General features: G+C 67.7%; 21 protein-coding genes. 16 read left to right on the top strand and 5 right to left on the bottom strand.

Going from position 1 to position 19,290, the window contains the following annotated elements; genetic code table 11:
- Positions 1–10: 10 nt before the first annotated feature.
- From WKW79_RS05350 to rraA, 6 genes are all read left to right on the top strand, one after another.
- Positions 11–1,222, top strand: a complete 1,212-nt coding sequence (locus WKW79_RS05350) for an acyl-CoA dehydrogenase family protein (RefSeq protein ID WP_340334078.1) — start codon at positions 11–13, stop codon at positions 1,220–1,222.
- Positions 1,219–2,253, top strand: coding sequence for a phosphotransferase family protein (locus WKW79_RS05355; RefSeq protein WP_340334079.1), 1,035 nt, complete (start codon positions 1,219–1,221; stop codon positions 2,251–2,253). Before WKW79_RS05350 ends, WKW79_RS05355 begins: the two co-directional genes overlap by 4 nt.
- A gap of 49 nt (positions 2,254–2,302) precedes the next feature.
- Positions 2,303–3,190 carry a LysR substrate-binding domain-containing protein gene (locus WKW79_RS05360; protein WP_340334618.1) on the top strand — a complete coding sequence of 296 codons (888 nt, stop codon included), beginning with the start codon at positions 2,303–2,305 and terminating at the stop codon, positions 3,188–3,190.
- An 80-nt stretch (positions 3,191–3,270) separates the two neighbouring features.
- On the top strand, positions 3,271–5,259 hold the full coding sequence (locus WKW79_RS05365) for an aconitase family protein (RefSeq protein WP_340334080.1): 1,989 nt from the start codon (positions 3,271–3,273) through the stop codon (positions 5,257–5,259).
- Positions 5,260–5,287: 28 nt separating this feature from the next.
- Positions 5,288–6,253: a Bug family tripartite tricarboxylate transporter substrate binding protein gene (locus WKW79_RS05370; RefSeq protein ID WP_340334081.1), complete on the top strand. Its 966-nt coding sequence runs from the start codon at positions 5,288–5,290 to the stop codon at positions 6,251–6,253.
- A 2-nt stretch (positions 6,254–6,255) separates the two neighbouring features.
- Positions 6,256–6,837, top strand: a complete 582-nt coding sequence (gene rraA / locus WKW79_RS05375) for a ribonuclease E activity regulator RraA (protein WP_340334082.1) — start codon at positions 6,256–6,258, stop codon at positions 6,835–6,837.
- Here rraA and WKW79_RS05380 read toward each other — a convergent pair.
- Both WKW79_RS05380 and WKW79_RS05385 read right to left on the bottom strand, forming a co-directional pair.
- Entirely contained in the window at positions 6,741–8,564 is a 1,824-nt protein-coding gene (locus WKW79_RS05380) for an ATP-binding response regulator (protein WP_340334083.1), read from the bottom strand. The two genes, rraA and WKW79_RS05380, sit on opposite strands and share 97 nt — an antisense overlap.
- On the bottom strand, positions 8,564–9,187 hold the full coding sequence (locus tag WKW79_RS05385; protein WP_340334084.1) for a response regulator: 624 nt from the start codon (positions 9,185–9,187) through the stop codon (positions 8,564–8,566). The genes WKW79_RS05380 and WKW79_RS05385 overlap by 1 nt, the downstream gene beginning before the upstream one ends.
- A gap of 113 nt (positions 9,188–9,300) precedes the next feature.
- On the opposite strand from WKW79_RS05385, the gene WKW79_RS05390 reads away from it, so the two are divergent.
- Positions 9,301–9,615: a hypothetical protein gene (locus tag WKW79_RS05390; RefSeq protein ID WP_340334085.1), complete on the top strand. Its 315-nt coding sequence runs from the start codon at positions 9,301–9,303 to the stop codon at positions 9,613–9,615.
- 6 nt (positions 9,616–9,621) lie between these two features.
- Here WKW79_RS05390 and WKW79_RS05395 read toward each other — a convergent pair whose 3' ends face one another.
- The 3 genes from WKW79_RS05395 to WKW79_RS05405 are packed head-to-tail and all read right to left on the bottom strand — an operon-like array spanning position 9,622 to position 11,881.
- Complete coding sequence (locus WKW79_RS05395) at positions 9,622–10,287, bottom strand: Rossmann-fold NAD(P)-binding domain-containing protein (RefSeq protein ID WP_340334086.1); 666 nt, start codon at positions 10,285–10,287, stop codon at positions 9,622–9,624.
- Positions 10,288–10,289: 2 nt separating this feature from the next.
- On the bottom strand, positions 10,290–10,658 hold the full coding sequence (locus tag WKW79_RS05400) for a thioredoxin family protein (protein WP_340334087.1): 369 nt from the start codon (positions 10,656–10,658) through the stop codon (positions 10,290–10,292).
- A 26-nt stretch (positions 10,659–10,684) separates the two neighbouring features.
- Positions 10,685–11,881, bottom strand: a complete 1,197-nt coding sequence (locus WKW79_RS05405; RefSeq protein WP_340334088.1) for a YihY family inner membrane protein — start codon at positions 11,879–11,881, stop codon at positions 10,685–10,687.
- Between the two features lie 122 nt (positions 11,882–12,003).
- Here WKW79_RS05405 and WKW79_RS05410 point away from each other — a divergent pair, with 122 nt between their 5' ends.
- From WKW79_RS05410 to WKW79_RS05450, 9 genes are all read left to right on the top strand, one after another.
- Entirely contained in the window at positions 12,004–12,417 is a 414-nt protein-coding gene (locus WKW79_RS05410) for a DUF2069 domain-containing protein (RefSeq protein WP_340334089.1), read from the top strand.
- Positions 12,410–13,831: an FAD-binding oxidoreductase gene (locus tag WKW79_RS05415; RefSeq protein ID WP_340334090.1), complete on the top strand. Its 1,422-nt coding sequence runs from the start codon at positions 12,410–12,412 to the stop codon at positions 13,829–13,831. The genes WKW79_RS05410 and WKW79_RS05415 overlap by 8 nt, the downstream gene beginning before the upstream one ends.
- 58 nt (positions 13,832–13,889) lie before the next feature.
- Positions 13,890–14,192, top strand: a complete 303-nt coding sequence (locus WKW79_RS05420) for a type II toxin-antitoxin system CcdA family antitoxin (RefSeq protein ID WP_340334091.1) — start codon at positions 13,890–13,892, stop codon at positions 14,190–14,192.
- A 4-nt stretch (positions 14,193–14,196) separates the two neighbouring features.
- Positions 14,197–14,511, top strand: a complete 315-nt coding sequence (locus WKW79_RS05425) for a CcdB family protein (protein ID WP_340334092.1) — start codon at positions 14,197–14,199, stop codon at positions 14,509–14,511.
- Positions 14,512–14,526: 15 nt separating this feature from the next.
- Complete coding sequence (locus tag WKW79_RS05430; RefSeq protein ID WP_340334093.1) at positions 14,527–15,360, top strand: thymidylate synthase; 834 nt, start codon at positions 14,527–14,529, stop codon at positions 15,358–15,360.
- A gap of 64 nt (positions 15,361–15,424) precedes the next feature.
- Positions 15,425–15,919 carry a dihydrofolate reductase gene (locus WKW79_RS05435; RefSeq protein WP_340334094.1) on the top strand — a complete coding sequence of 165 codons (495 nt, stop codon included), beginning with the start codon at positions 15,425–15,427 and terminating at the stop codon, positions 15,917–15,919.
- Positions 15,916–16,947 (top strand): NAD(P)H-dependent flavin oxidoreductase, encoded by a 1,032-nt coding sequence (locus tag WKW79_RS05440; RefSeq protein ID WP_340334095.1) that lies wholly within the window; start codon positions 15,916–15,918, stop codon positions 16,945–16,947. The genes WKW79_RS05435 and WKW79_RS05440 overlap by 4 nt, the downstream gene beginning before the upstream one ends.
- Positions 16,947–18,017 carry a phosphatidate phosphatase App1 family protein gene (locus WKW79_RS05445; RefSeq protein WP_340334096.1) on the top strand — a complete coding sequence of 357 codons (1,071 nt, stop codon included), beginning with the start codon at positions 16,947–16,949 and terminating at the stop codon, positions 18,015–18,017. Before WKW79_RS05440 ends, WKW79_RS05445 begins: the two co-directional genes overlap by 1 nt.
- A 217-nt stretch (positions 18,018–18,234) precedes the next feature.
- Complete coding sequence (locus WKW79_RS05450) at positions 18,235–19,260, top strand: LacI family DNA-binding transcriptional regulator (protein ID WP_340334097.1); 1,026 nt, start codon at positions 18,235–18,237, stop codon at positions 19,258–19,260.
- Positions 19,261–19,290 lie beyond the last annotated feature (30 nt).

A 19,290-nucleotide genomic window follows, 5' to 3' on the forward strand; every position in this document is an offset into this window, starting at 1 on the left:
AGCCCACCTCATGACGACCCAGCCACCCTCCAACATCGGCCATCTCCCGACAGAGCGCGCCCACGCCATCGGCAAGCGCGTCGAGGCCTTCGTCCGCGATGTCGTGATTCCGTACGAGCGCGACCCACGTTGCGGGCCGCACGGCCCGAGCGAAGACCTGGTCAAGGAGCTGCGCGCCAAGGCCCGCGAGGCCGGCGTGCTCACGCCGCACATCCTCGACGGCGGCGACCACCTGACGCAACTGGAGACGGCGCATGTGCTGCGCTTCAGTGGTCTCTCGACGCTGGGCCCCACGGCCGTGAACACGGCCGCGCCCGACGAGGGCAACATGTTCCTGCTCGGCAAGGTCGCGTCGCCGGCGCAGAAAGAGCGCTTCCTCGCCAAGGTGGTCAGCGGCGAGGCGCGGTCCGCCTTCTTCATGACCGAGCCGGCCGACGAAGGCGGCGCGGGCTCCGACCCATCGATGCTGCAGACCACGGCCGTGCGCGACGGCGACGGCTGGCTCATCAACGGCCGCAAGGCCTTCATCACCGGCGCGGTGGGCGCATCGGTGGGCATCGTCATGGCGCGCACCAGCACCGGCGACAAGACCACCGCGACCATGTTCCTGGTCGACCTGCCCGATCCGGCGATCCGCGTCGAACGCGTGCTCGACACCATCGACAGCTCGATGCCCGGCGGCCATGCGGTGGTCCTCATCGACAACCTGAAAGTCGCCGACGACCAGGTGCTCGGGCAGGTGGACGAAGGCTTTCGCTATGCGCAGGTGCGGCTGTCCCCGGCGCGCCTGTCGCACTGCATGCGCTGGCTCGGCGCCGCGGTGCGCTCGCAGGAGATCGCCACCGCCTATGCCGTGCGTCGCAAGGCCTTCGGCAAGCTGCTGGTCGACCACGAGGGCGTCGGCTTCATGCTCGCTGAAAACATGATCGACCTGAAGCAGGCAGAACTGATGATCGACTGGTGCGCGACGGTGCTCGACTCGGGCTCGCTGGGCACGACGGAAAGCTCGATGACCAAGGTGGCGGTGTCGGACCTCTTGTTCCGCATCGCCGACCGCTGCGTGCAGGTCATGGGCGGCACGGGCGTCACGCGCGACAGCATCGTGGAGCAGGTGTTCCGCGAGGTGCGCGCCTTTCGGATTTACGACGGCCCGACCGAGGTGCACAAGTGGTCGCTGGCCAAGAAGATCAAGCGCGATGCGCTGGGAAAGGGAAACGGATGAGCAAGGTGTCTCTGCAGCAGGAACTGACGGGCGAGGGCCTGGCGCAATGGATGACGGCCAACGTCGAAGGCTTCGAAGGCCCGATCACGGCCGAGCGCTTTGCCGGCGGCCAGTCGAACCCGACCTTCAAGCTCACGACGCCGACGCGCAACTACGTGCTGCGGCGCAAGCCTTCGGGGCACTTGCTCAAGGGCGCGCATGCGGTCGAGCGGGAGGCCTGCGTGATGAACGCGCTGCACGGCGCAGGCTTTCCGGTGCCACGCATCTACGGCCTGTGCCAGGACGATGCGGTGATCGGCAGCTGGTTCTACGTCATGGAAATGATGGAAGGCCGGATCATCTGGGACGCGACGCTGTCGAAGCTCCCGGCCGCTGAACGCGCCGCGTATTTCGATGCGATGAACGCGACGATGGCGCAACTGCATCGCGTGGACTATGCCGCGATCGGGCTCGGTGACTATGGCCGTCCGGGTGCGTACGTGGAGCGGCAGGTCAAGCGGTGGTCGAAGCAGTACTTCGAGGACGAGGCCGCGGGCCGCAACGCGCAAATGGACCTGCTCGTCGAATGGATGCCGAAGCACCTCCCGGAAGGTGACGAGACCTCCATCGTCCACGGCGACTACCGCATCGACAACCTGATGTTCCACCCGACCGAGCCGCGCGTCATCGCGGTGCTCGACTGGGAGTTGTCCACGCTGGGCCATCCGCTGGCCGACTTCGCCTACCACGCGATGATGTACCGCATGCCACCGGACATCCTGGGCGGCATCATGGGCGTGGACCTGGCGGCCTCGCAGCTGCCGGACGAGGCGACCTATGTGCGCAACTATTGCGAGCGCACGGGGCGCGAAGGCATCGACGACCTGGACTTCTACGTTGCCTTCAACATGTTCCGCTTCGCTGCCATCCTGCACGGCATCCGCGGGCGTGTGTTGCGCGGCACGGCGTCGAGCGCCGAGGCGGTGGCGCTGTCGTCGAAGTTCGAGCGCGTGGCGGAGCTGGCCTGGGGGCAGGCGCAAAAGGCCCGGTGAGTTGGGGCGGGGCGCTGCAAGAATAGGCGCTCCACTCCTCTCGCCCATGATGGCCCGCCGCATCGATCCCTACAGCGTCCGCTTGTTCGTTTCCGCCGCGCGGGCGGGCTCGATCGTGCGCGCCGCGGAGCAGGAGCACATCGCCCCTTCCGCACTGAGTCGCCGGCTCGCCGACCTGGAGCATGCCTTTGGCACGCCCCTGCTGATCCGCTCACCGCGCGGCGTCACGCTGACCGAAGCCGGGCACATGGTGCTGGCGCGCGGCGAGAAGATCGACGAGGACTTGCAGGCAATGGTGCGCGAGGTGCAGACCCAGGGCGACGCGGTGCGCGGCACCGTGCGGCTCTACGCCAACATGTCGGCCGTGATCGGCTTCCTGCCGGAGCGCTTGCGCGCCTTCATGGCCGATTTCCCGGAGGTCGAGGTCTCGCTGCAGGAGAACGACACGCGCGACGTGATCCGTGCCTGCCTCGATGACCGGGCCGACGTGGGCATCGGCGTCGACGTGCCGGTGCCCACGGGCCTGGAGTCCTGGCCCTTCGCGGCCGATCCCTTGCAGGTGGTGCTGCCCGCCGGCCATGCGCTGGCTCGCCACAAGTCGCTGGGCTTTGCACAGGCGCTGGAACATCCGCTCATCGGCGTGCACCAGGGCGGCGCACTGGATCGCTCGCTGCACGAGCGTGCCGCCGCGCTGCACCGGTCCTTCGCGCCGACCGTGTCGGTGAGCAGCTTCGATGCGGTCTGCCGCATGGTCGAGGCCGGGCTTGGGATCGCGGTGATTCCGCAGAGCGCGGCGGCCGCCTATGCGGGCAATCCGCGCTTCGTGCGCCGGCCGCTCGACGAAGCCTGGGCCAATCGTCAGCTGTGCATGTATGCGCTGCGCAAGTCCCCGCGACCGCGGGCTGTCGCGGCGTTGATCGACAGCCTGGGCGGGTAAACCCAGCTCTCGCATTTTGCGAGAGCCCGTCTGCCCAATCGGCGCTTTTCGGCGATGGCTGACGTCGCGAAGATCGCTCCATGCCAGCCACCTCGCCAGCCAGCACCCCAGCGATCAGCTTCGCGCCCCGCGTCCTCTTCCTGAGCCAGTCGGCCAGCGTCGTCGAGCGCAGCCTGCATGGCGAGCAACTGTTGCTAGGCGACGCAAGCCCCTTGCGCGACGACGTCTCCACCGACGAGATCACCCCACTGCCGATCCTCACGCACTACGACGAGAAACTCGGCCTTTACCCCTACACCGGCTTCCGCGCCGGCGACGCCACGCCCATCGGCACCGACGCGATCCGCAACAACAAGATCGAGGTCGTCGTCGCCGGCAAGCGCTACGGCAAGGGCTCCTCGCGCGAGCACAGCCCGGCCGCGGAGAAGCTGGCCGGCGTCCGCCTCGTGATCGCCGAGAGCTTCGAGCGCATCTACCGCCAGAACGCCGACAACATCGGCCTCTTCACATCGACGGACTTCAGCCTCATCGATCGCATCCAGGCCGGCAAGGCGATCCCCCTCGACGACCTGGTGGCAGGCCGCGACGCACTGGCCGCGGCCATCCTTCAGAACGGCGGCCTGCTGCGCTTCGGCCAGCGATTCATGCGCGACATCAGCGCCGCGCCGGACGCGCCATCCCCCAAGCCACGCACGCTGTTCGAGAAGATCGTGGCGCGCCATGCCCTCGCCACCGAACTCACGTCGGCGCATCCAACTGCTGGCGACGGCGCCTTCGTGCGCGCCGACTGGCGCTTCATCCACGAGTACTACACCGGCATGGCCGCGCACATGCTGCACGCCACCTTCGGCCGGCCGCTGGCGCTGCACGATCCCGCGTCGATCATCGTGTTCGAGGACCACACCTCCTATGTCGAGGAGAGCCCTGCCCATGTGCGCGGCGGCCTGGTGCCCAATGTGCACCGCATGGTCCAGGCGCAGCGCGAGTTCGCCACCACCTACGGCCTGCGCTCGCACCGCACGCTCACCGAGCTGGAAGCTGGCCAGGACGACGGCAGCAACGTCGCCGGCATCTCCCATGCCATGGTGGCCGAGCACTATGCGCTGCCGGGCCAGATGGTCGTCGGCACCGACTCGCACACGCCACACAGCGGCGCGCTGGGCTGCGTGGCCTTCGGCGTCGGCACCACCGACATGGCCAACGCCTTCGTGACGGGCGCCGTCCGCCTCACAGTCCCCCAGTCGCTGCGCATCGTGCTCGACGGGCACCTGCCGCCTGGCGTGACCGCCAAGGACATCGTGCTGCACCTGCTGGCCCTGCCTTTCATCCGTGCGGGCGGCGGCGTCGGAAAGGTGTTCGAGTTCTGCGGCGAGGCCATCATTGCCATGTCCACCGACGAGCGCGCCACGCTGACCAACATGACGGCCGAGCTCGGCGGCTTCACCGGCATCGTCGCACCCGACGCGGAGACGGTCCGCTTCCTGCGCGAACGGCGCGGCATTGACTTCGTGCTGGAGCCGTGGATGCGCAGCGACGATGGCGCCGCGTATGCCGCGACCCTCCAGGTCGATGGCGCCGCCGTGCGGCCGATGGTGGCCCGCCCCGGCGATCCCGGCAACGGCCTGCCGCTCAACGACGTAAATGAGCCGGTGCGCATCGACATCGCCTACGGCGGCTCCTGCACCGCCGGCAAGCGCGAAGACTTCGACCACTATCACGCGGTGCTTCGCTGGGCCGCCGACCGCGGCCTGAGGATCGCGCCCAACGTACAACTCTTCCTTCAGTTCGGCACCACGGCGGTCCGCGACCACTGCATCGCGCAGGGCTACATGGACGCTTTCGAAAAGGTCGGCGCGCGCATGTTGCAACCGTCCTGCGGCGCCTGCGGCAACTGCGGGCCCGGCGGTTCCTCGACGAAGGAACAGGTCACCGTCAGCGCCATCAACCGCAACTTCCCCGGCCGCGGCGGACCGGGCCAGGTGTGGCTCGCAAGCCCGCCCACCGTGGCCGCTAGCGCCATTGCCGGCGAGCTCGTTTCATTCGAGACCCTGCAGCAGCGGCACGCCTGAACTCATCGACAACGACAGGAGACTTCCCATGAATACGACCTCTCGCCGCGCGGCGCTGGCTGCGCTGCTGGCCTTCGCCTGCCTCGGCGGCGCCCACGCCCAGTCCGACAAGCCGCTGCGCATCGTCGTGCCGCTGGCCGCCGGCTCCACCGTCGACGCGGTCGCACGCGCCATCGCGCCCGGCTTCGGCAAGGCCACGGGCCATCCGATCGTGGTGGAGAACGTGGTCGGCGCCGGCGGCATCCCCGGCACGGGCCAGGTCGTCAAGGCGCCGAAGGACGGCCTCACGCTCGGCATGATCTCGTCGAACCACGTGATCAATCCCGGCATCTACAAGAGCATCCCCTACGACAGCCTCAAGGACATCACGCCCATCGCCGTGCTGGCCACAGTGCCGCTGGTGCTGGTGGTCAACCCATCCTTGCCGGCCAGGAACGTCAAGGAATTGCTCGCCTATGCCAAGGCCAACCCCGGCAAGCTGAACTACGGCTCCGCGGGCAACGGCAGCACGCTGCACCTTGCGGGCGAATTGCTCACCAGCGAGACCGGCATCGACATGAAGCATGTGCCCTACCGCGGCACCGGCCCCCTCATCACCGACCTGATCGGCGGCCAGGTGCAGTTGGGTTTCGTCTCGATCTCGCAGGTCGCGCCGCAGGTGAAGGCCGGCACCTTGCATGCGCTGGCGGTGTCGACGCCAGCACGCTCGCCCGCCTTGCCCGATGTGCCGACACTCGCCGAATCCGGCGTGCCCAAGTACAGCTTCGATGCCTGGATCGCACTCATCGGGCCGGCCGGCTTGCCGAAGGCCATCGTCGACAGCGACTACGCCGCGGTGAAGGCGGCCATCGCCTCGCCCGAGGCGCAGACCGTGCTCGCGGCGCAGGGGCTGACGGTGCTCAACATGGGCCCGGACCAGGCCCCGGCCTTCTTCCAGGCCGAGTTGGTCAAGCACCAGAAACTCGTGAAGCAGTCCGGCGCGACGCTGGATTGAGCATGGCGACCCCAAACGCCTTCGCGACGGCGGATCTCTGCGATCGATTCGGCGATGAAGCCCAGGTCTGCCGCGCGCCCCTGCGGCCCTGGGGCGGACGCAGCGAGGCCGCCGGCACCATCGCATGCCTTCGAACCTTCGAGGACGCGGCATTGGTGCGGGCGCAACTGGCAACGCCGGGCGAAGGCCGGATCCTCGTCGTGGACGGTGGTGCCTCCGAACGCGTCGCCATCCTCGGCGACCACATGGCGCGCCTCGCCATCCAGAACGGATGGCAGGGACTGGTGATCAACGGCGCCGTGCGCGATGTCGGCAAGCTGGCATCGATGGACCTGGCCCTGTGGGCCCTCGGTTCCGTGCCCGTGCGCGGCGGCGGATCGGGTATCGGTGAATGCGACATCGAAGTCCGCTTCGGCGGCGCGGTGTTCACGCCGGGCAGCTTCATCTGCCTCGATCGCGACGGCGTCGTCGTGTTGCCGAAGGCCGCTCAGGGGGCTTCGACCCTCTCCCCATCCGCCGAGCGCAACCAGGCAAATGTCGAGTCCAGTTCGCGCCCCTGCAGCAGCGCCGTCATGGCGCGGTGAAGCTGTGCCGGCAGCACCGGCTTGTGCAGCAGCGGCACGCCTGTGGCACGCGCCTCGCGCAGCCGCTGGGGTGCGGTGTCGCCGGTGATGAGCAGCATCGGCAGGTCGTCGCCGAACTCCGCGCGCAACGCGGCGGCCGCGCCAGCGCCGCTGCGTTGTTCGCGCAAGCGGTAGTCGATGATCACCATGTCCGGCCGGTGCACGCGTGCGAGCGCCTGCGCCTCCTCGATGGAATCGGCCACATCGCACTCGCAACCCCAGGCACGCAACAGTTGCCGCATGCCCGTGCGAATGGTTTCGTCGTCGTCGATGACCAGCACGCGCGCATCGAAGGAGGCGCGCGCCGATGTCGCATCGCGTCCGCTGCCGTCCTCGATGACGACGCCGCCGCGTTGCAGGGGCAGCTTGAACCGGAACACGCTGCCGCGGCCCGGTACGGACGCGAGCGTCAGTTCCTGCCCCAGCGCACGCGCCAGTCCCTGCGCGATGGCCAGGCCCAGCCCCAGCCCCTTGCGCCGGTCACGCTCCGCATTGCCGAGTTGGTGGAACTCCCGGAAGATCTCGCGGTGCTGCGAGGGATCGATGCCGACACCGGTGTCCCAAACCTCCAGGACGGCTTCCTCGCCGTGCATGCGGCAGGCCACAAGCACGCCGCCCTGCTCGGTGTAGCGGATGGCGTTGGACACCAGGTTGCGCAGGATCAGGCCCACCAGCGCCGGGTCGGCATGCACCACCGCATGGGTCTCGCGCGAGCGGTAGACGATGCCCTTGGCGTCGGCCTGCGGCGCCAGTTCGTTCTCGATCTTGTTGAACAGGGGCTGCAGCGCAAACACCTGCCATTGCGGTTCCACCACGCCGGCCTCGAGGCGCGAGAAATCCAGCAACGTGTCGAGCATCTCCGCCGAGGCCTGCCAGGTGGCGCGCGCGTTGGCCAGCGCGTCGGCCTGCTCGGGCGAGAGCCTGCTGCGCGCCAGCACCTCGAGGAACAGGCCCTGGGCATGGATGGGCTGACGCAGGTCGTGGCTCGCGGCGGCGAGGAACCTGGACTTGGCCAGGTTGGCTTCGTCGGCCACGCGCTGCGCTTCCTGCGCGTGGTCGGTCTCGACACGCAGACGCTCGACCAGGTCCAGGTTCTCGAAGCCCAGCGCGATGGCGCGGCGCGCGGCACGCGAGCCGTTGCGTGCCTGGCCCAGCAGCGCCACCATGTACAGGACCGACGCACCGGCCAGGGTCTTGTAGGCCGGGTCGTCCATCTGCCAAAGCTTGCTGGAGAGCAGCAGCAGTTCGGCCACGCCGAAAGCCACGAAGGCCGGGAAGATAGGCGCGAGGGATGACATCGAGCTGCCCGCGACACCGGCCAGCACCGCCACCACCAGCACGCTGCCGGCCACGGTGGTGCTGCCCAGCGCCGCCCAGGCCAGCGCGCCCCAGGCCACGCCGTCGACCAGGTTGAGCCCCACCTTGCGCCACAGCAGCCTGCGCGCGTCGGCCGGGTCGATGGTCGACGCGAGCAGGCGCCGGGCGTCCCATGCGAGGAACAGCTTGAAGATGACGATGGCCGCGCACCACGCACTCAACGCCAGTTCGTTCGCTTCGTTGTGCAGGACCCCCACCAGCACTGCCGCAACGACGAGTGTCGGAATCACCGAGCTGCCGATGTTGCCCAGTTGCAGGCGCAACTGCTCCACCAGCATGCGGTCCTCGGGCAAGGCCCTGCGCTGGCCCATCAGGTCACGATCCCGCGTTGCCGCGCGGCAAAGCCGGCCTCGGACCGGCTCGACACCTGCAAGGCCGCCAGCACCGCCTGCACGTGCCCACGCACCGTGTTTTCCGACAGGTTGAGGCGTCGGCCGATGACCTTGTTCGACAGGCCCTGGCACAGGAGGTCGAGCACCTCGCTCTGGCGCGGGGTCAGCAACGGTTGCTGCGCGCCCTCCTCGTCGGCCCGCGCCACTTCCTGCGACGCATCGCCAGCGACCGGCAGGCCCTGCCGGAGCTGGGCGATCACAGAGAGGATCTTGTCCGCCGGATCGGCCTTGGAAACGAAAGCGACCGCCCCGCGCTCCATCGCCTCCCGGACCTTCTGGGGCGAGACGACGGAAGACAGCATGACCACCGCGGCCTCCGGCCACCTGCGCTTGACCAGGCCGATGCCCTCCAGTCCGTTGAGTCCATGCAACTGGATGTCGAGCAGGACCAGCGCGGGATCGGCCATGGGCGAGCGCATGGCCTCTTCCAGCGAAGCCGCCTCCGTCACCTCCAGGCCGGGAATGGCGGCGCCGAGCACCATGCGCAGCCCGCAACGGAACAGCGAGTGGTCGTCGATGAGAAGAATTCTGGGAGGCAGCATGGAGTCGGAACGAAGCGCCCGGCGGGCGCCTCGCATTGTGCCCAAGGGGCCGGCGCGGCGCCCGGTCCAAATGGACTATTTACGCCGAGACCGCCACGGGCGACCATTGCACCGTGCCTGATTCCACCTCCACCGCTCCTGCCCGTCGCGAGATGAGGCCCGTCGTCGAACTCCAGCGCTTCGGGACGGACGGCTACGGCTATCAGGTGCGCGCCTTCGCCCGCGACACCAAGCTGGCCTCCGACAGCGGCATCTTTGCGTCGCTGGAGCATTGCCTCTTCGATGCCGGCGCATCGTTGGACAACTACTTCACCAGCGTGCTGCTCAACCTGGACGGCCTGCTCATCGGCCCTTGCCGCACAGACTCGCTGCGGCGCCAGCCGGCGAACGTGGCACAACGGATCCGGCAGCACTTTCGGCCGGGCTGAATCCGTTCACCCTCCGAGCCGGTTGATGTCCGCCATCTCCACGAACGGCGACGGCGCGCCGCGCTTGGCCACGGCCAACATCGCGCGGCCGACCTTCTCGCTGGTCGTCACCTTGTTCGGCGCGAACATGCCGATCACGCTGAACAGCGGCCCGGCCACGTTATAGGCGGTCTGGTACAGCGGCGTCTTCGATCGCACCCCATGCAGCGGCTGGATGATGCCGGGCCGGAACATGTACGCCCCCTTGAACGGCAGCTTCAGCAACGCGTTCTCCGCCGCGCCCTTGACCCGCGCCCACATCATCGCCCCGCGTTCGCTGCTGTCGCAGCCCGCGCCGGTCACGAAGGTGAAAGTCATCTGCGGATTGAGCCGCGCCAGCACCGTGGCCGCGGCCAGCGGCAGGTCGTAGCTCAGCCGGCGGTATTCGGCCTCGGACATGCCCACCGACGACACGCCCAGGCAGAAGAAGCAGGCGTCGAAGCCCTTGAGCTTCGATTCGACAGCCGCGTAATCGTAGAAGTCGGTGACGATCAATTCGCCGAGCTTGGGGTCCGACTGGCCGAGCGGACTGCGCCCCACCGCCACCACGCGCTTCACGTCGGGGTCGAGCAGGCATTCCCGCAGCACGCCCTGCCCCACCATGCCACTGGAGCCGAAAAGCAGGACTTTCATGGTCAGACCTCGAATTGTTCGGGTTTGTCGCGCAACGCCGCCAGCAGCGTGTTCACCTCGGGGTCGGCCGCGCGGGCCGATTGCAGCGACGCGAGCATGCGCGACAGCGTCTCGGCATGCGGCAGCATCGGGCCGACGAAATGGGTACCTTGCGTGCCCGCGACCAGGATGGTCGGGAAGGTCTCTACATCGAAGTCGTCGGCCAGATCGGCATGGTCCTCGATGTCGACCCAGGCGAAGCGCAAGGAAGGATGCGCCCGGGCCACCTGCTCGAACAGCGGACGGTATTCGCGGCAGGCTCCGCACCATTCGGCGCAAAGGCACACCACCCAAAGGGCGTCATCGGCGGGGGATTGGAGTACGGCATTCAAGGCAGCGGATTATTGACCGGGAGAAATTACAGTGCATCGCGCAGGCTCAGTTCCGCCAGCGGGGCCTTCTGCCAGACCATCTGCAAGCTGTCCGCGGGCGGCAGCAACAGACGTCCGATCAGGGGAACCAGCGACGTGCGATCCGGGTCGGCCAGCAGCACGAAGCGCGGGTCGTCCTTGTCGGATTCCTCTGCCAGTCGCGCGATCCAGTCCATCGCGACCAGCGCCTCGAGCACCGGCGCAAGCTGGAGTGCGTCGACGCGGATGCGCTGCACCAGTTCGCTGCCTCCAAGTCCGCGCGCCGGGGTCGACTGGGCCTTGTGCAGGTTCTGCAGCACCTCCAGCGCCAGCTGGAAGCGCCAGCCGGCCGCGCTGCCGCGACGCGCCACGCCCATCATCAGGCTCGGCAGGTAGGCCGCGATGACGGCGCCGAGCAGCACGATCACCCAGGCGATGTAGATCCAGATCAACAGGATTGGCACGATCGCGAAGGCGCCGTACAGCACCGAGTAGGTCGGCATCAGGCTCAGGTAGAAGGCCAGCAGGCGCTTGGCGATGGCAATTGCGACCGCCACGAAGATCCCGCCGGCCCAGGCATGCGTCCACTTGACGGAGGTGTTCGGCACGAAGCGGTAGAGCGCCGCCAGTCCGCCCGCGAACAGCAGGAACTCGAACAGGTCGAAGCCCAGGTTGACCAGCGAATCGGCCCCCACGAAGGTCCGCGCCGAGAACACATAGAGGCTCGTCGACGACACCAGCGGCCCCAGCGTGATGGCCGCCCAGTAGATCAGCACGCGCTGCGCCAGGGGCCGCGGCCGGGGCACGCGCCAGATGGCGTTGAGCGTCTTGTCGATGGTGAGCATCAAGGCCACCGCCGTCGCGAGCACGATCAGCAGGCCGACGATGCCCAGCCCGCTGGCCTTGCTGGAGAACTGGTTCAGGTAGTCCAGCACCTGGCGAGCGATGTTCTCGGGGATCAGGCTCTCGATCAGCCAGCGCTGCAGCCGCCCGCGCATGTACGCGAACATCGGAAAGACCGTGAACAGGGCCAGCGCCACGGTGAAGAAGGGCACCAGCGCAATGGTGGTGGTGAAGGTGAGGCTGCTGGCCGTCAGGCCCAGCCGGTCTTCGCGGAATCGCTTGCCGAGGACAGCGGCCGTGTTGCGCCAGGGAAATTGAGAGAGGTCTTGCAGCCACTGCCGGGGATTCATGGCCGGTATCATAGGTGCCCCTCCCGGCTGCCCGGCACTGCACCACCCCTTCTCACCGGGGCAACACCACGGGGCCGGCGAGACCGGTTCCGCGGCGTTCCTGGAGCAGCGCCGGCCACCTGCAAGCACCCGAATTGACAACCACCGCAACGCCCTCCTCTTCCGTCGCCCTGACCCGCCTCCTGGCCGTGGGCAGCCTGGTCGGCCTCATCGTGCTCGGGCTGGCCTGGGAGATGTGGCTGGCGCCGGTGCGCCCCGGCGGCTCCTGGCTGGCGCTCAAGGTGCTGCCGCTGATCGTGCCGCTGGCCGGGCTGATGAAGAACCGCATGTACACCTACCGCTGGGTCAGCCTGATGATCTGGCTCTATTTCACCGAAGGCGTGGTGCGCGCCTGGAGCGACGTGCTGCCATTGAGCCGCGCGCTGGCGCTGCTGGAAGTGGCCCTGTGCCTTGTCCTCTTCGCCGCCTGCGCCTGGCATGTGCGGCTGCGCCTGCGCAACGCCGCCGCGCAACAACAACCCCTGAACGAGGCACCCGCCCATGAGTGACTTGCTGTTGGACCAACTGCGCGCCATCGTTGGCGCGCCCAACGTGCTCACCGACGGTGACCTCACCGCCTACGAGCAGGACTGGCGCAAGCGCGACCGCGGCAAGGCGCTGGCCGTGGTGCGGCCGGGCAACACGCGGCAGGTGGCCGATGTGGTCCAGGCCTGTGCGGCCGCCGGCACCTCGCTGGTGCCGCAGGGCGGCAACACCGGCCTCGCGGTCGGCTCGACGCCCGATGCGAGCGGCCAGCAGGTCGTGCTGAGCCTGCAACGCATGAACGCGGTGCGCGAGATCGACGGCGCCAATATGACCGTGACGGTCGAGGCAGGCTGCGTGCTTCAGGCGCTGCAGGAGGCCGCCGAGAAGGCCGGCTACCTGTTCCCGCTGAGCCTGGCCGCCGAAGGCAGCTGCACCATCGGCGGCAACCTCGCGACCAATGCCGGCGGCACGCAGGTCGTGCGCTACGGCAACACGCGCGACCTGTGCCTGGGCCTGGAAGTGGTCACGCCGCAGGGCGAGATCTGGGAAGGCACCAGTGGCCTGCGCAAGGACAACACCGGCTACGACCTGCGCGACCTCCTGATCGGCAGCGAAGGCACGCTGGGCATCATCACTGCCGCAACGATGAAGCTCTATCCGATGCCCGCCGCGCAACTCACGGCCTGGGCGGCAGTGCCATCGCTGGACCGTGCGGTGACCTTGCTGGGCCTCGCGCACCAGTACCTGGGCGCAGGGCTCACTGGCTTCGAGGTGATGGGCCAGTTCGCGCTGAGCCTGGTGGTGAGGCACTTCCCTGCGATGCGCGTGCCTTTTGCCGGCGAGCCTTCGGCCCCGTACTGCGTCTTGCTGGAGAACTCCGACAGCGAATCCGAAGACCATGCCCGCGCACGCTTCGAAGCACTCATGGAAAAGGCGTTCGAAGACGGCTGCATCACCGACGCCGTCGTCGCCGAGAACCTCACGCAGGCCCACCAGCTCTGGCACATCCGCGAAAGCATCCCACTCGCGCAGGCCGAGGAAGGCTTGAACATCAAGCACGACATCTCGATCGCCGTATCGCGCATCCCCGCCTTCGTCGCCTCCACGGACGCGCTGTTGCAGCGCGAGATTCCCGGCGTGCGCCTGGTCAACTTCGGCCACCTCGGCGACGGCAATCTCCACTACAACGTGCAGGCCCCGGCCGATGGCGACTCGAAGGCCTTCCTGCGCGATGAGGAAGCCCGCGTGAACACGCTGGTGTATGAAGCGGTCGCCGAGTTCGGCGGCTCCTTCTCGGCCGAGCACGGCATCGGCGCGCTCAAGGTCGACAAGCTGGAGAAGCACAAGTCGCCGGTCGCGCTCGGCATGATGCGCGCCATCAAGCGCGGGCTGGATCCGCAGAACATCCTGAATCCGGGACGGGTGCTGCGGGCTTGAGCGCCACAGGAATCATGCGCGTAAACTATGCGCATGATTCACAGGCAAGGAATCCGAAATGCCTCGTTTCGACAATGCGCCCAAGAAGGCAACCAACCTTTCACTGAACAGCAAGGTGCTTGAAATGGCACGCGAGCTGGGCATGAACGTCTCGCAAACGGTCGACACGCTGCTCGCACAGGAAGTCGAGCGCCGCTATTGGGAACAATGGGCAGAACGCAACAAGGGCGCCATCGAGCAATACAACGAGCGCATCCGCCGCGATGGCATCTGGGGCGCGAAGTACCGCACCTTTGCGCGCAGTCTTGGCGATGGTCGTGTTGCGGATGAGGTGGAGCCGCGCAAGAAAAAGGCTGCCTGAGAACATGGCGCGCTACGACGTTTATGCCAATCCGGAAAAATCGGAGCACCGGCACACTCCCTTCATCCTGGATGTCCAGAACGACCACTTGAGCGGCGTGGAGACCCGGGTCGTGATTCCCTTGCGCGACGCGCGCCTGCATGGCGACCGCCTTGAACGAGTCCATCCGCTCTTTCGCATCCAGGAGCGCGACGTGGTACTGGACACGCCCACCATGGCAACATTTCCGCGCGGCTGGCTGCGCACGCCCATCGCCAGCCTGCGCAGCGAGCAGCATCAGGTGCAAGACGCACTCGATGCCCTTTTCGGCTCCTATTGACAACGCCTCGACAGCATGACCCCCCGCCCCATTCGCTCCCAATACGAAGACTTCATGCGCCACGTCGACACGCACGGCGTGTTCAAGGCCGACCGTACCGGCACCGGCACCAAGAGCGTGTTCGGCTACCAGATGCGCTTCGACCTGAACGAAGGCTTTCCGCTGGTCACCACCAAGAAGGTGCACCTCAAGTCCATCATCCAGGAACTGCTGTGGTTCCTCACCGGCTCCAGCAACAACAACTGGCTCAAGGAGCGCGGCGTCACCATCTGGGACGAATGGGCGCGCGAGGACGGCGACCTGGGCCCGGTCTACGGCGTGCAGTGGCGCAGCTGGCCCACACCCGACGGCGGCCACATCGACCAGATCAGCGACGTCATCAAGACGCTCAAGAGCAACCCCGATTCGCGCCGCATCATCGTGAGCGCCTGGAACGTGGCCGAGTTGTCGAAGATGGCCTTGATGCCCTGCCATGCCTTCTTCCAGTTCTACGTCGCACCGCCGCAGGCCGAGGGCGAGCGCGGCAAGCTCAGTTGCCAGCTCTACCAGCGCAGCGCCGACATCTTCCTGGGCGTGCCCTTCAACATCGCGAGCTATGCGCTGCTGACGCACATGATCGCGCAGCAATGCGACCTGGACGTCGGCGACTTCATCTGGACCGGCGGCGACTGCCACATCTACAGCAACCATGCCGAGCAGGTCGCGCTGCAACTGAGCCGCACGCCGCATCCGTATCCCACGCTGCACATCAAGCGCAAGCCGGCGTCGATCTTCGACTATGAATACGAAGACTTCGAGGTGCTGGACTACCAGCACCATGCGGCGATCAAGGCGCCGGTCGCGGTGTAGCGACGGGCGGGCGCGCAGATGAACGTGGGCACAATCGATTCCCCGTGAACATCCGCCGCGCCTCATGACCCTCAATCTCATCTACGCCCGCGCCGCCAACGGCGTGATCGGCATCAACGGCAAACTGCCCTGGCACCTGCCCGAAGACCTGGCCCACTTCAAGCGTACGACGGTCGGCTGCCCGGTCATCATGGGTCGGAAAACCTGGGATTCGATCCCCCCGAAGTTCCGGCCGCTGCCGGGCCGCACCAACATCGTGGTGACACGCCAGACGGACTGGCACGATAGCGGCGCACAACGTGCATCGAGCCTGCCTGAGGCACTGGCGATCTGCGACGCCGGTACCGACGTCTGGGTCATCGGCGGTGCCCAGATCTACGCCGAGGCGGCGCCACTCGCGACCCGCGCCGTCGTCACCGAGATCGGCCGCGACTTCGAAGGCGATGCACATGCGCCGGAACTCGGCGTTGGCTGGCGCGAAGTGGCCCGCGAATCGGCCGTCTCGACCAACGGCCTGCCCTACAGCTTCGTGACGCTGCAAAGGAGTGACCCGACATGAACATCCAGCAGTTGTTCGGCATCGAGTTGCCGATCATCCAGGCGCCGATGGCCGGCGTGCAGACCAGCGCGATGGCCATTGCCGTGTCGAACGCCGGCGGCCTCGGCTCCCTGCCCTGCGCGATGCTCACGCCCGATGGCCTGCGCACTGAACTGAAGGCCATCGCCGCGCAGACCACGCGGCCCTACAACGTCAACTTCTTCTGCCACCAGCCCACCGCACCCGATCCGGCGCGCGAGGCGAAATGGCGTGCCGCCCTGGCGCCTTACTACGCCGAGTTCGGCATCGACCCGGCGACCGTCCCCACGGGTGGCGGACGTGCGCCTTTCTCGGCCGAGGTGGCCGAGCTCATCGCCGAGTTCAAGCCACCCGTGCTCAGCTTTCACTTCGGCCTGCCACCACAAGACCTGCTCGACCGCGTGAAGGGCTGGGGCGCCAAGGTGATCGCCTCGGCCACGACGGTGGAGGAGGCGCGCTGGCTTGAAGCCCACGGCGTCGATGCCGTCATCGCGCAAGGCGTGGAAGCCGGCGGCCATCGCGGCATCTTCCTGAGCGACGACCTCACGACGCAGGTCGGCACGATGGCGCTGCTGCCGCAGGTGGTGCGCGCGGTGAAAGTGCCCGTCATCGCCGCCGGCGGCATTGCCGATCGCCAGGGCGTCGTGGCCGCATTGGCGCTGGGCGCGGCCGGCGTGCAGATCGGCACCTCCTTCATGTTGTGCCCCGAGGCGACGGTCACGCCGATGCACCGCGCCGCGCTGCAAGGCCCGCGCGCCGAGCACACCACCCTCACCAACGTTTTCACCGGCCGGCCGGCACGCGGGATGTACAACCGGATCATGAAGGAGCTGGGTGCGCTGAGCGACGCGCCGCCCGCCTTCCCCTTTGCCACAGCGGCGCTGGCGCCGCTGAAAGCGGCCGCCGAAAAGCTGGGCCGCGACGACTTCTCATCGCTGTGGTCGGGCCAGAACGCCACGGGCTGCCGCGCCATTCCGGCGGCTGAATTGCTGCGCTCACTGATCCCGTGATGCGGTTTGCCGTGAGGCACCTGCTGGCCTGCTTGGCGCTCGCGCTGGCCGCCACCGCGCTGCAAGCCGCGCCTTTGCGGCCCAAGGACCAGGTGCTGTTCATGCCGGGCACGGCGCGCGTCCTCCCCGACGGGCAATACGAACTCGACGTGCATGCCTGGCTGTATCACAAGTCACGCATCCGGGGGGTCAACAGGGCGCTGGCCCATTTCCTGGACATCGACCTGCCGCAATTGACACCGGCCGCGCGCGGGCGTTTCGAGGAACGCACCGGCCTGTTCCACACCGAGTCGAACGATGAACGACACATCAGCATCGTGCTGGACGGCGCGACCGAACCACTTCCCCTGCCACGCACCGAGGACAACGGCCGCAGCAACGCCCGGGTCGTCGTGGCAGCCGCCCAGGTCCGCAGCAAGGACCCGTTCGTGCGCTTCCATGCATGGACCGCCGTCGGTGATTCGCGCCGATTCCAGGGCCAGGCCCTGCTGGTTCCGCCGGAAGGCTTGTCGGTGGTCTCGGACATCGACGACACGATCAAGAAGACCCACGTGCGCGACCGGCACGAGATGCTGCTGAACACTTTCGCGCGCCAGTTCAAGCCGGTGCCCGACATGGCGCTGAGGTTCCGGTTGCTGTCGGCGGCCGATGCCAACACGCGTTTCCACTACGTCTCCGGCAGTCCGATCCAACTCTATCCGCCGCTGGCCGATTTCCTGCGCGACAGTGCTTTTCCGCCGGGCAGCGTGCACCTGCGCGAGAGCACCACCTGGCGCACATTGCTGACAACGGATGCCACGCGGGCGCACAAGCTGGCCGCCGTTGAACGCCTGATGCAGGACTTTCCGCAGCGCCGCTTCCTGCTGGTCGGCGACTCGGGCGAGTCGGACCCCGAGACCTATGCCGAGCTCGCGCGCCGGCATCCCACGCGCGTCGTCGCCGTCCTCATCCGCGACGTGACCGACGAGACGCGCGAGTCGCCCCGCTACGTCAGCGCCTTCCAAGATGTGGACCCGGCGCGCTGGCATGTGCTGGTCGACGGCGCGGCATGGCCCGCGTTGCCGCGCTGAGCACCCCACATCAAGCGACCAACCGAAGAACCGTCGGGCGCGACCTCTCGCGCTTCGACGCTTTCTGCCGGTTGCTCCTCGATCGCAGACGGCCCTCCCCCCGGCCATCCTTCCGCTCCGTGGTGGACCGTCGCCATCCCTTGTCGAATGCTCCAAAACCCTGATTGATTTATTTATTGATGTTAATAGCATGGAAAAACCAAATACGACATCAAGCATGTCCACCGCCCCCACCATTGCCGACATCGCCCGCATCGCCGGCGTGGGAACGGCCACGGTCGACCGGGTGCTGAACCGCCGCCCCGGCGTCAATGCAGAGACGGTGCAGCGCGTCATGCAGGTGGTGGAAGAGGTGGGCACGCCGCAGCAGCCCGGGCGGCCGCGCAAAGGCGCCAACGCGCGCTTCGCCTTCGTGCTGCCGGCCGACGAATCGCCCTTCGTCGACCTGGTCGAACGCCAGATCGCGCAGGCTGCAGGCGACTTCCGCCACGCCCATATCACGGAGATCACTCACCGCATCGACACCACCGACCCGGTACGCTTCGCCGAGGAGCTGGCCCAGGTCGGCGACTGCGAAGGCATCGCACTCATGGCGCCAGACCTGCCGCCCATCAAGCGCGCCATCAACGAGCTGGTGCGGGCCGGCGTGCATGTGGTGACGCTGTTCTCCGACGTGGCCGGCTCCATGCGCGAGACCTGCATCGGCGCCGACAACCGCGCCGCCGGGCGCACCGCCGGGTTGCTGCTCGGGCGCATGGCATGCGGCGGCCAGCGCGACACGCTGCTGTTGTCCTCGCAGGCCACGCGCCTCAGTTCCGAGATCGAGCGGCGCATCGGCTTCGCGCAGGTCATCGAGGAGCGCTTCCCCGCGCTGAAGCTGCAACGCACGCCCGACCTGCCGCCGCACAACGACGGCGCCTGCGACGCCCTGCTGCTCGCCTTGCAGGACGACATCGACCCGGCGCGCGTGGCCGGCATCTACAACGTCGGCTCCGGAAGTGCCGGTGTCGCCCGCGCATTCGCCGAAGCGGGCCTGCAGGCCGGCGTGGTCGCCCACGACTTCACCGACGAGCACGGTTCGCTCCTCTCAGCGAACGCGCTCAGCTACGTCCTGCACCAGGACATCCACTACTGTGTTTTGACGGCGGCGCGCGTGTTGCGCGCCCTGTGCGAGAACGTCCGCGGCGCACTCAACGTGGTTCAGCCGCGCATCGAGATCCTGACGGCCGAGAACCTGCATTAGGTGCTCGGCAGCCGGGTATGTGTCCTTGAA

Origin of the sequence: Variovorax robiniae, from assembly GCF_037889955.1 — a bacterium.
Classification (GTDB): Bacteria; Pseudomonadota; Gammaproteobacteria; order Burkholderiales; family Burkholderiaceae_C; genus Variovorax; species Variovorax robiniae.

Excerpts from the sequence above, each read along its gene's own strand:
- WKW79_RS05425 (WP_340334092.1), top strand. The coding sequence starts at position 14,197 with ATGGCGCGCTACGACGTTTATGCCAATCCGGAAAAATCGGAGCACCGG.
- WKW79_RS05415 (WP_340334090.1), top strand. The coding sequence starts at position 12,410 with ATGAGTGACTTGCTGTTGGACCAACTGCGCGCCATCGTTGGCGCGCCC.
- WKW79_RS05430 (WP_340334093.1), top strand. The coding sequence starts at position 14,527 with ATGACCCCCCGCCCCATTCGCTCCCAATACGAAGACTTCATGCGCCAC.
- WKW79_RS05350 (WP_340334078.1), top strand. The coding sequence starts at position 11 with ATGACGACCCAGCCACCCTCCAACATCGGCCATCTCCCGACAGAGCGC.
- WKW79_RS05360 (WP_340334618.1), top strand. The coding sequence starts at position 2,303 with ATGGCCCGCCGCATCGATCCCTACAGCGTCCGCTTGTTCGTTTCCGCC.
- WKW79_RS05365 (WP_340334080.1), top strand. The coding sequence starts at position 3,271 with ATGCCAGCCACCTCGCCAGCCAGCACCCCAGCGATCAGCTTCGCGCCC.
- WKW79_RS05420 (WP_340334091.1), top strand. The coding sequence starts at position 13,890 with ATGCCTCGTTTCGACAATGCGCCCAAGAAGGCAACCAACCTTTCACTG.
- WKW79_RS05370 (WP_340334081.1), top strand. The coding sequence starts at position 5,288 with ATGAATACGACCTCTCGCCGCGCGGCGCTGGCTGCGCTGCTGGCCTTC.
- WKW79_RS05440 (WP_340334095.1), top strand. The coding sequence starts at position 15,916 with ATGAACATCCAGCAGTTGTTCGGCATCGAGTTGCCGATCATCCAGGCG.
- rraA (WP_340334082.1), top strand. The coding sequence starts at position 6,256 with ATGGCGACCCCAAACGCCTTCGCGACGGCGGATCTCTGCGATCGATTC.
- WKW79_RS05395 (WP_340334086.1), bottom strand. The coding sequence starts at position 10,287 with ATGAAAGTCCTGCTTTTCGGCTCCAGTGGCATGGTGGGGCAGGGCGTG.
- WKW79_RS05445 (WP_340334096.1), top strand. The coding sequence starts at position 16,947 with ATGCGGTTTGCCGTGAGGCACCTGCTGGCCTGCTTGGCGCTCGCGCTG.
- WKW79_RS05405 (WP_340334088.1), bottom strand. The coding sequence starts at position 11,881 with ATGATACCGGCCATGAATCCCCGGCAGTGGCTGCAAGACCTCTCTCAA.
- WKW79_RS05450 (WP_340334097.1), top strand. The coding sequence starts at position 18,235 with ATGTCCACCGCCCCCACCATTGCCGACATCGCCCGCATCGCCGGCGTG.
- WKW79_RS05380 (WP_340334083.1), bottom strand. The coding sequence starts at position 8,564 with ATGGGCCAGCGCAGGGCCTTGCCCGAGGACCGCATGCTGGTGGAGCAG.
- WKW79_RS05435 (WP_340334094.1), top strand. The coding sequence starts at position 15,425 with ATGACCCTCAATCTCATCTACGCCCGCGCCGCCAACGGCGTGATCGGC.
- WKW79_RS05355 (WP_340334079.1), top strand. The coding sequence starts at position 1,219 with ATGAGCAAGGTGTCTCTGCAGCAGGAACTGACGGGCGAGGGCCTGGCG.
- WKW79_RS05385 (WP_340334084.1), bottom strand. The coding sequence starts at position 9,187 with ATGCTGCCTCCCAGAATTCTTCTCATCGACGACCACTCGCTGTTCCGT.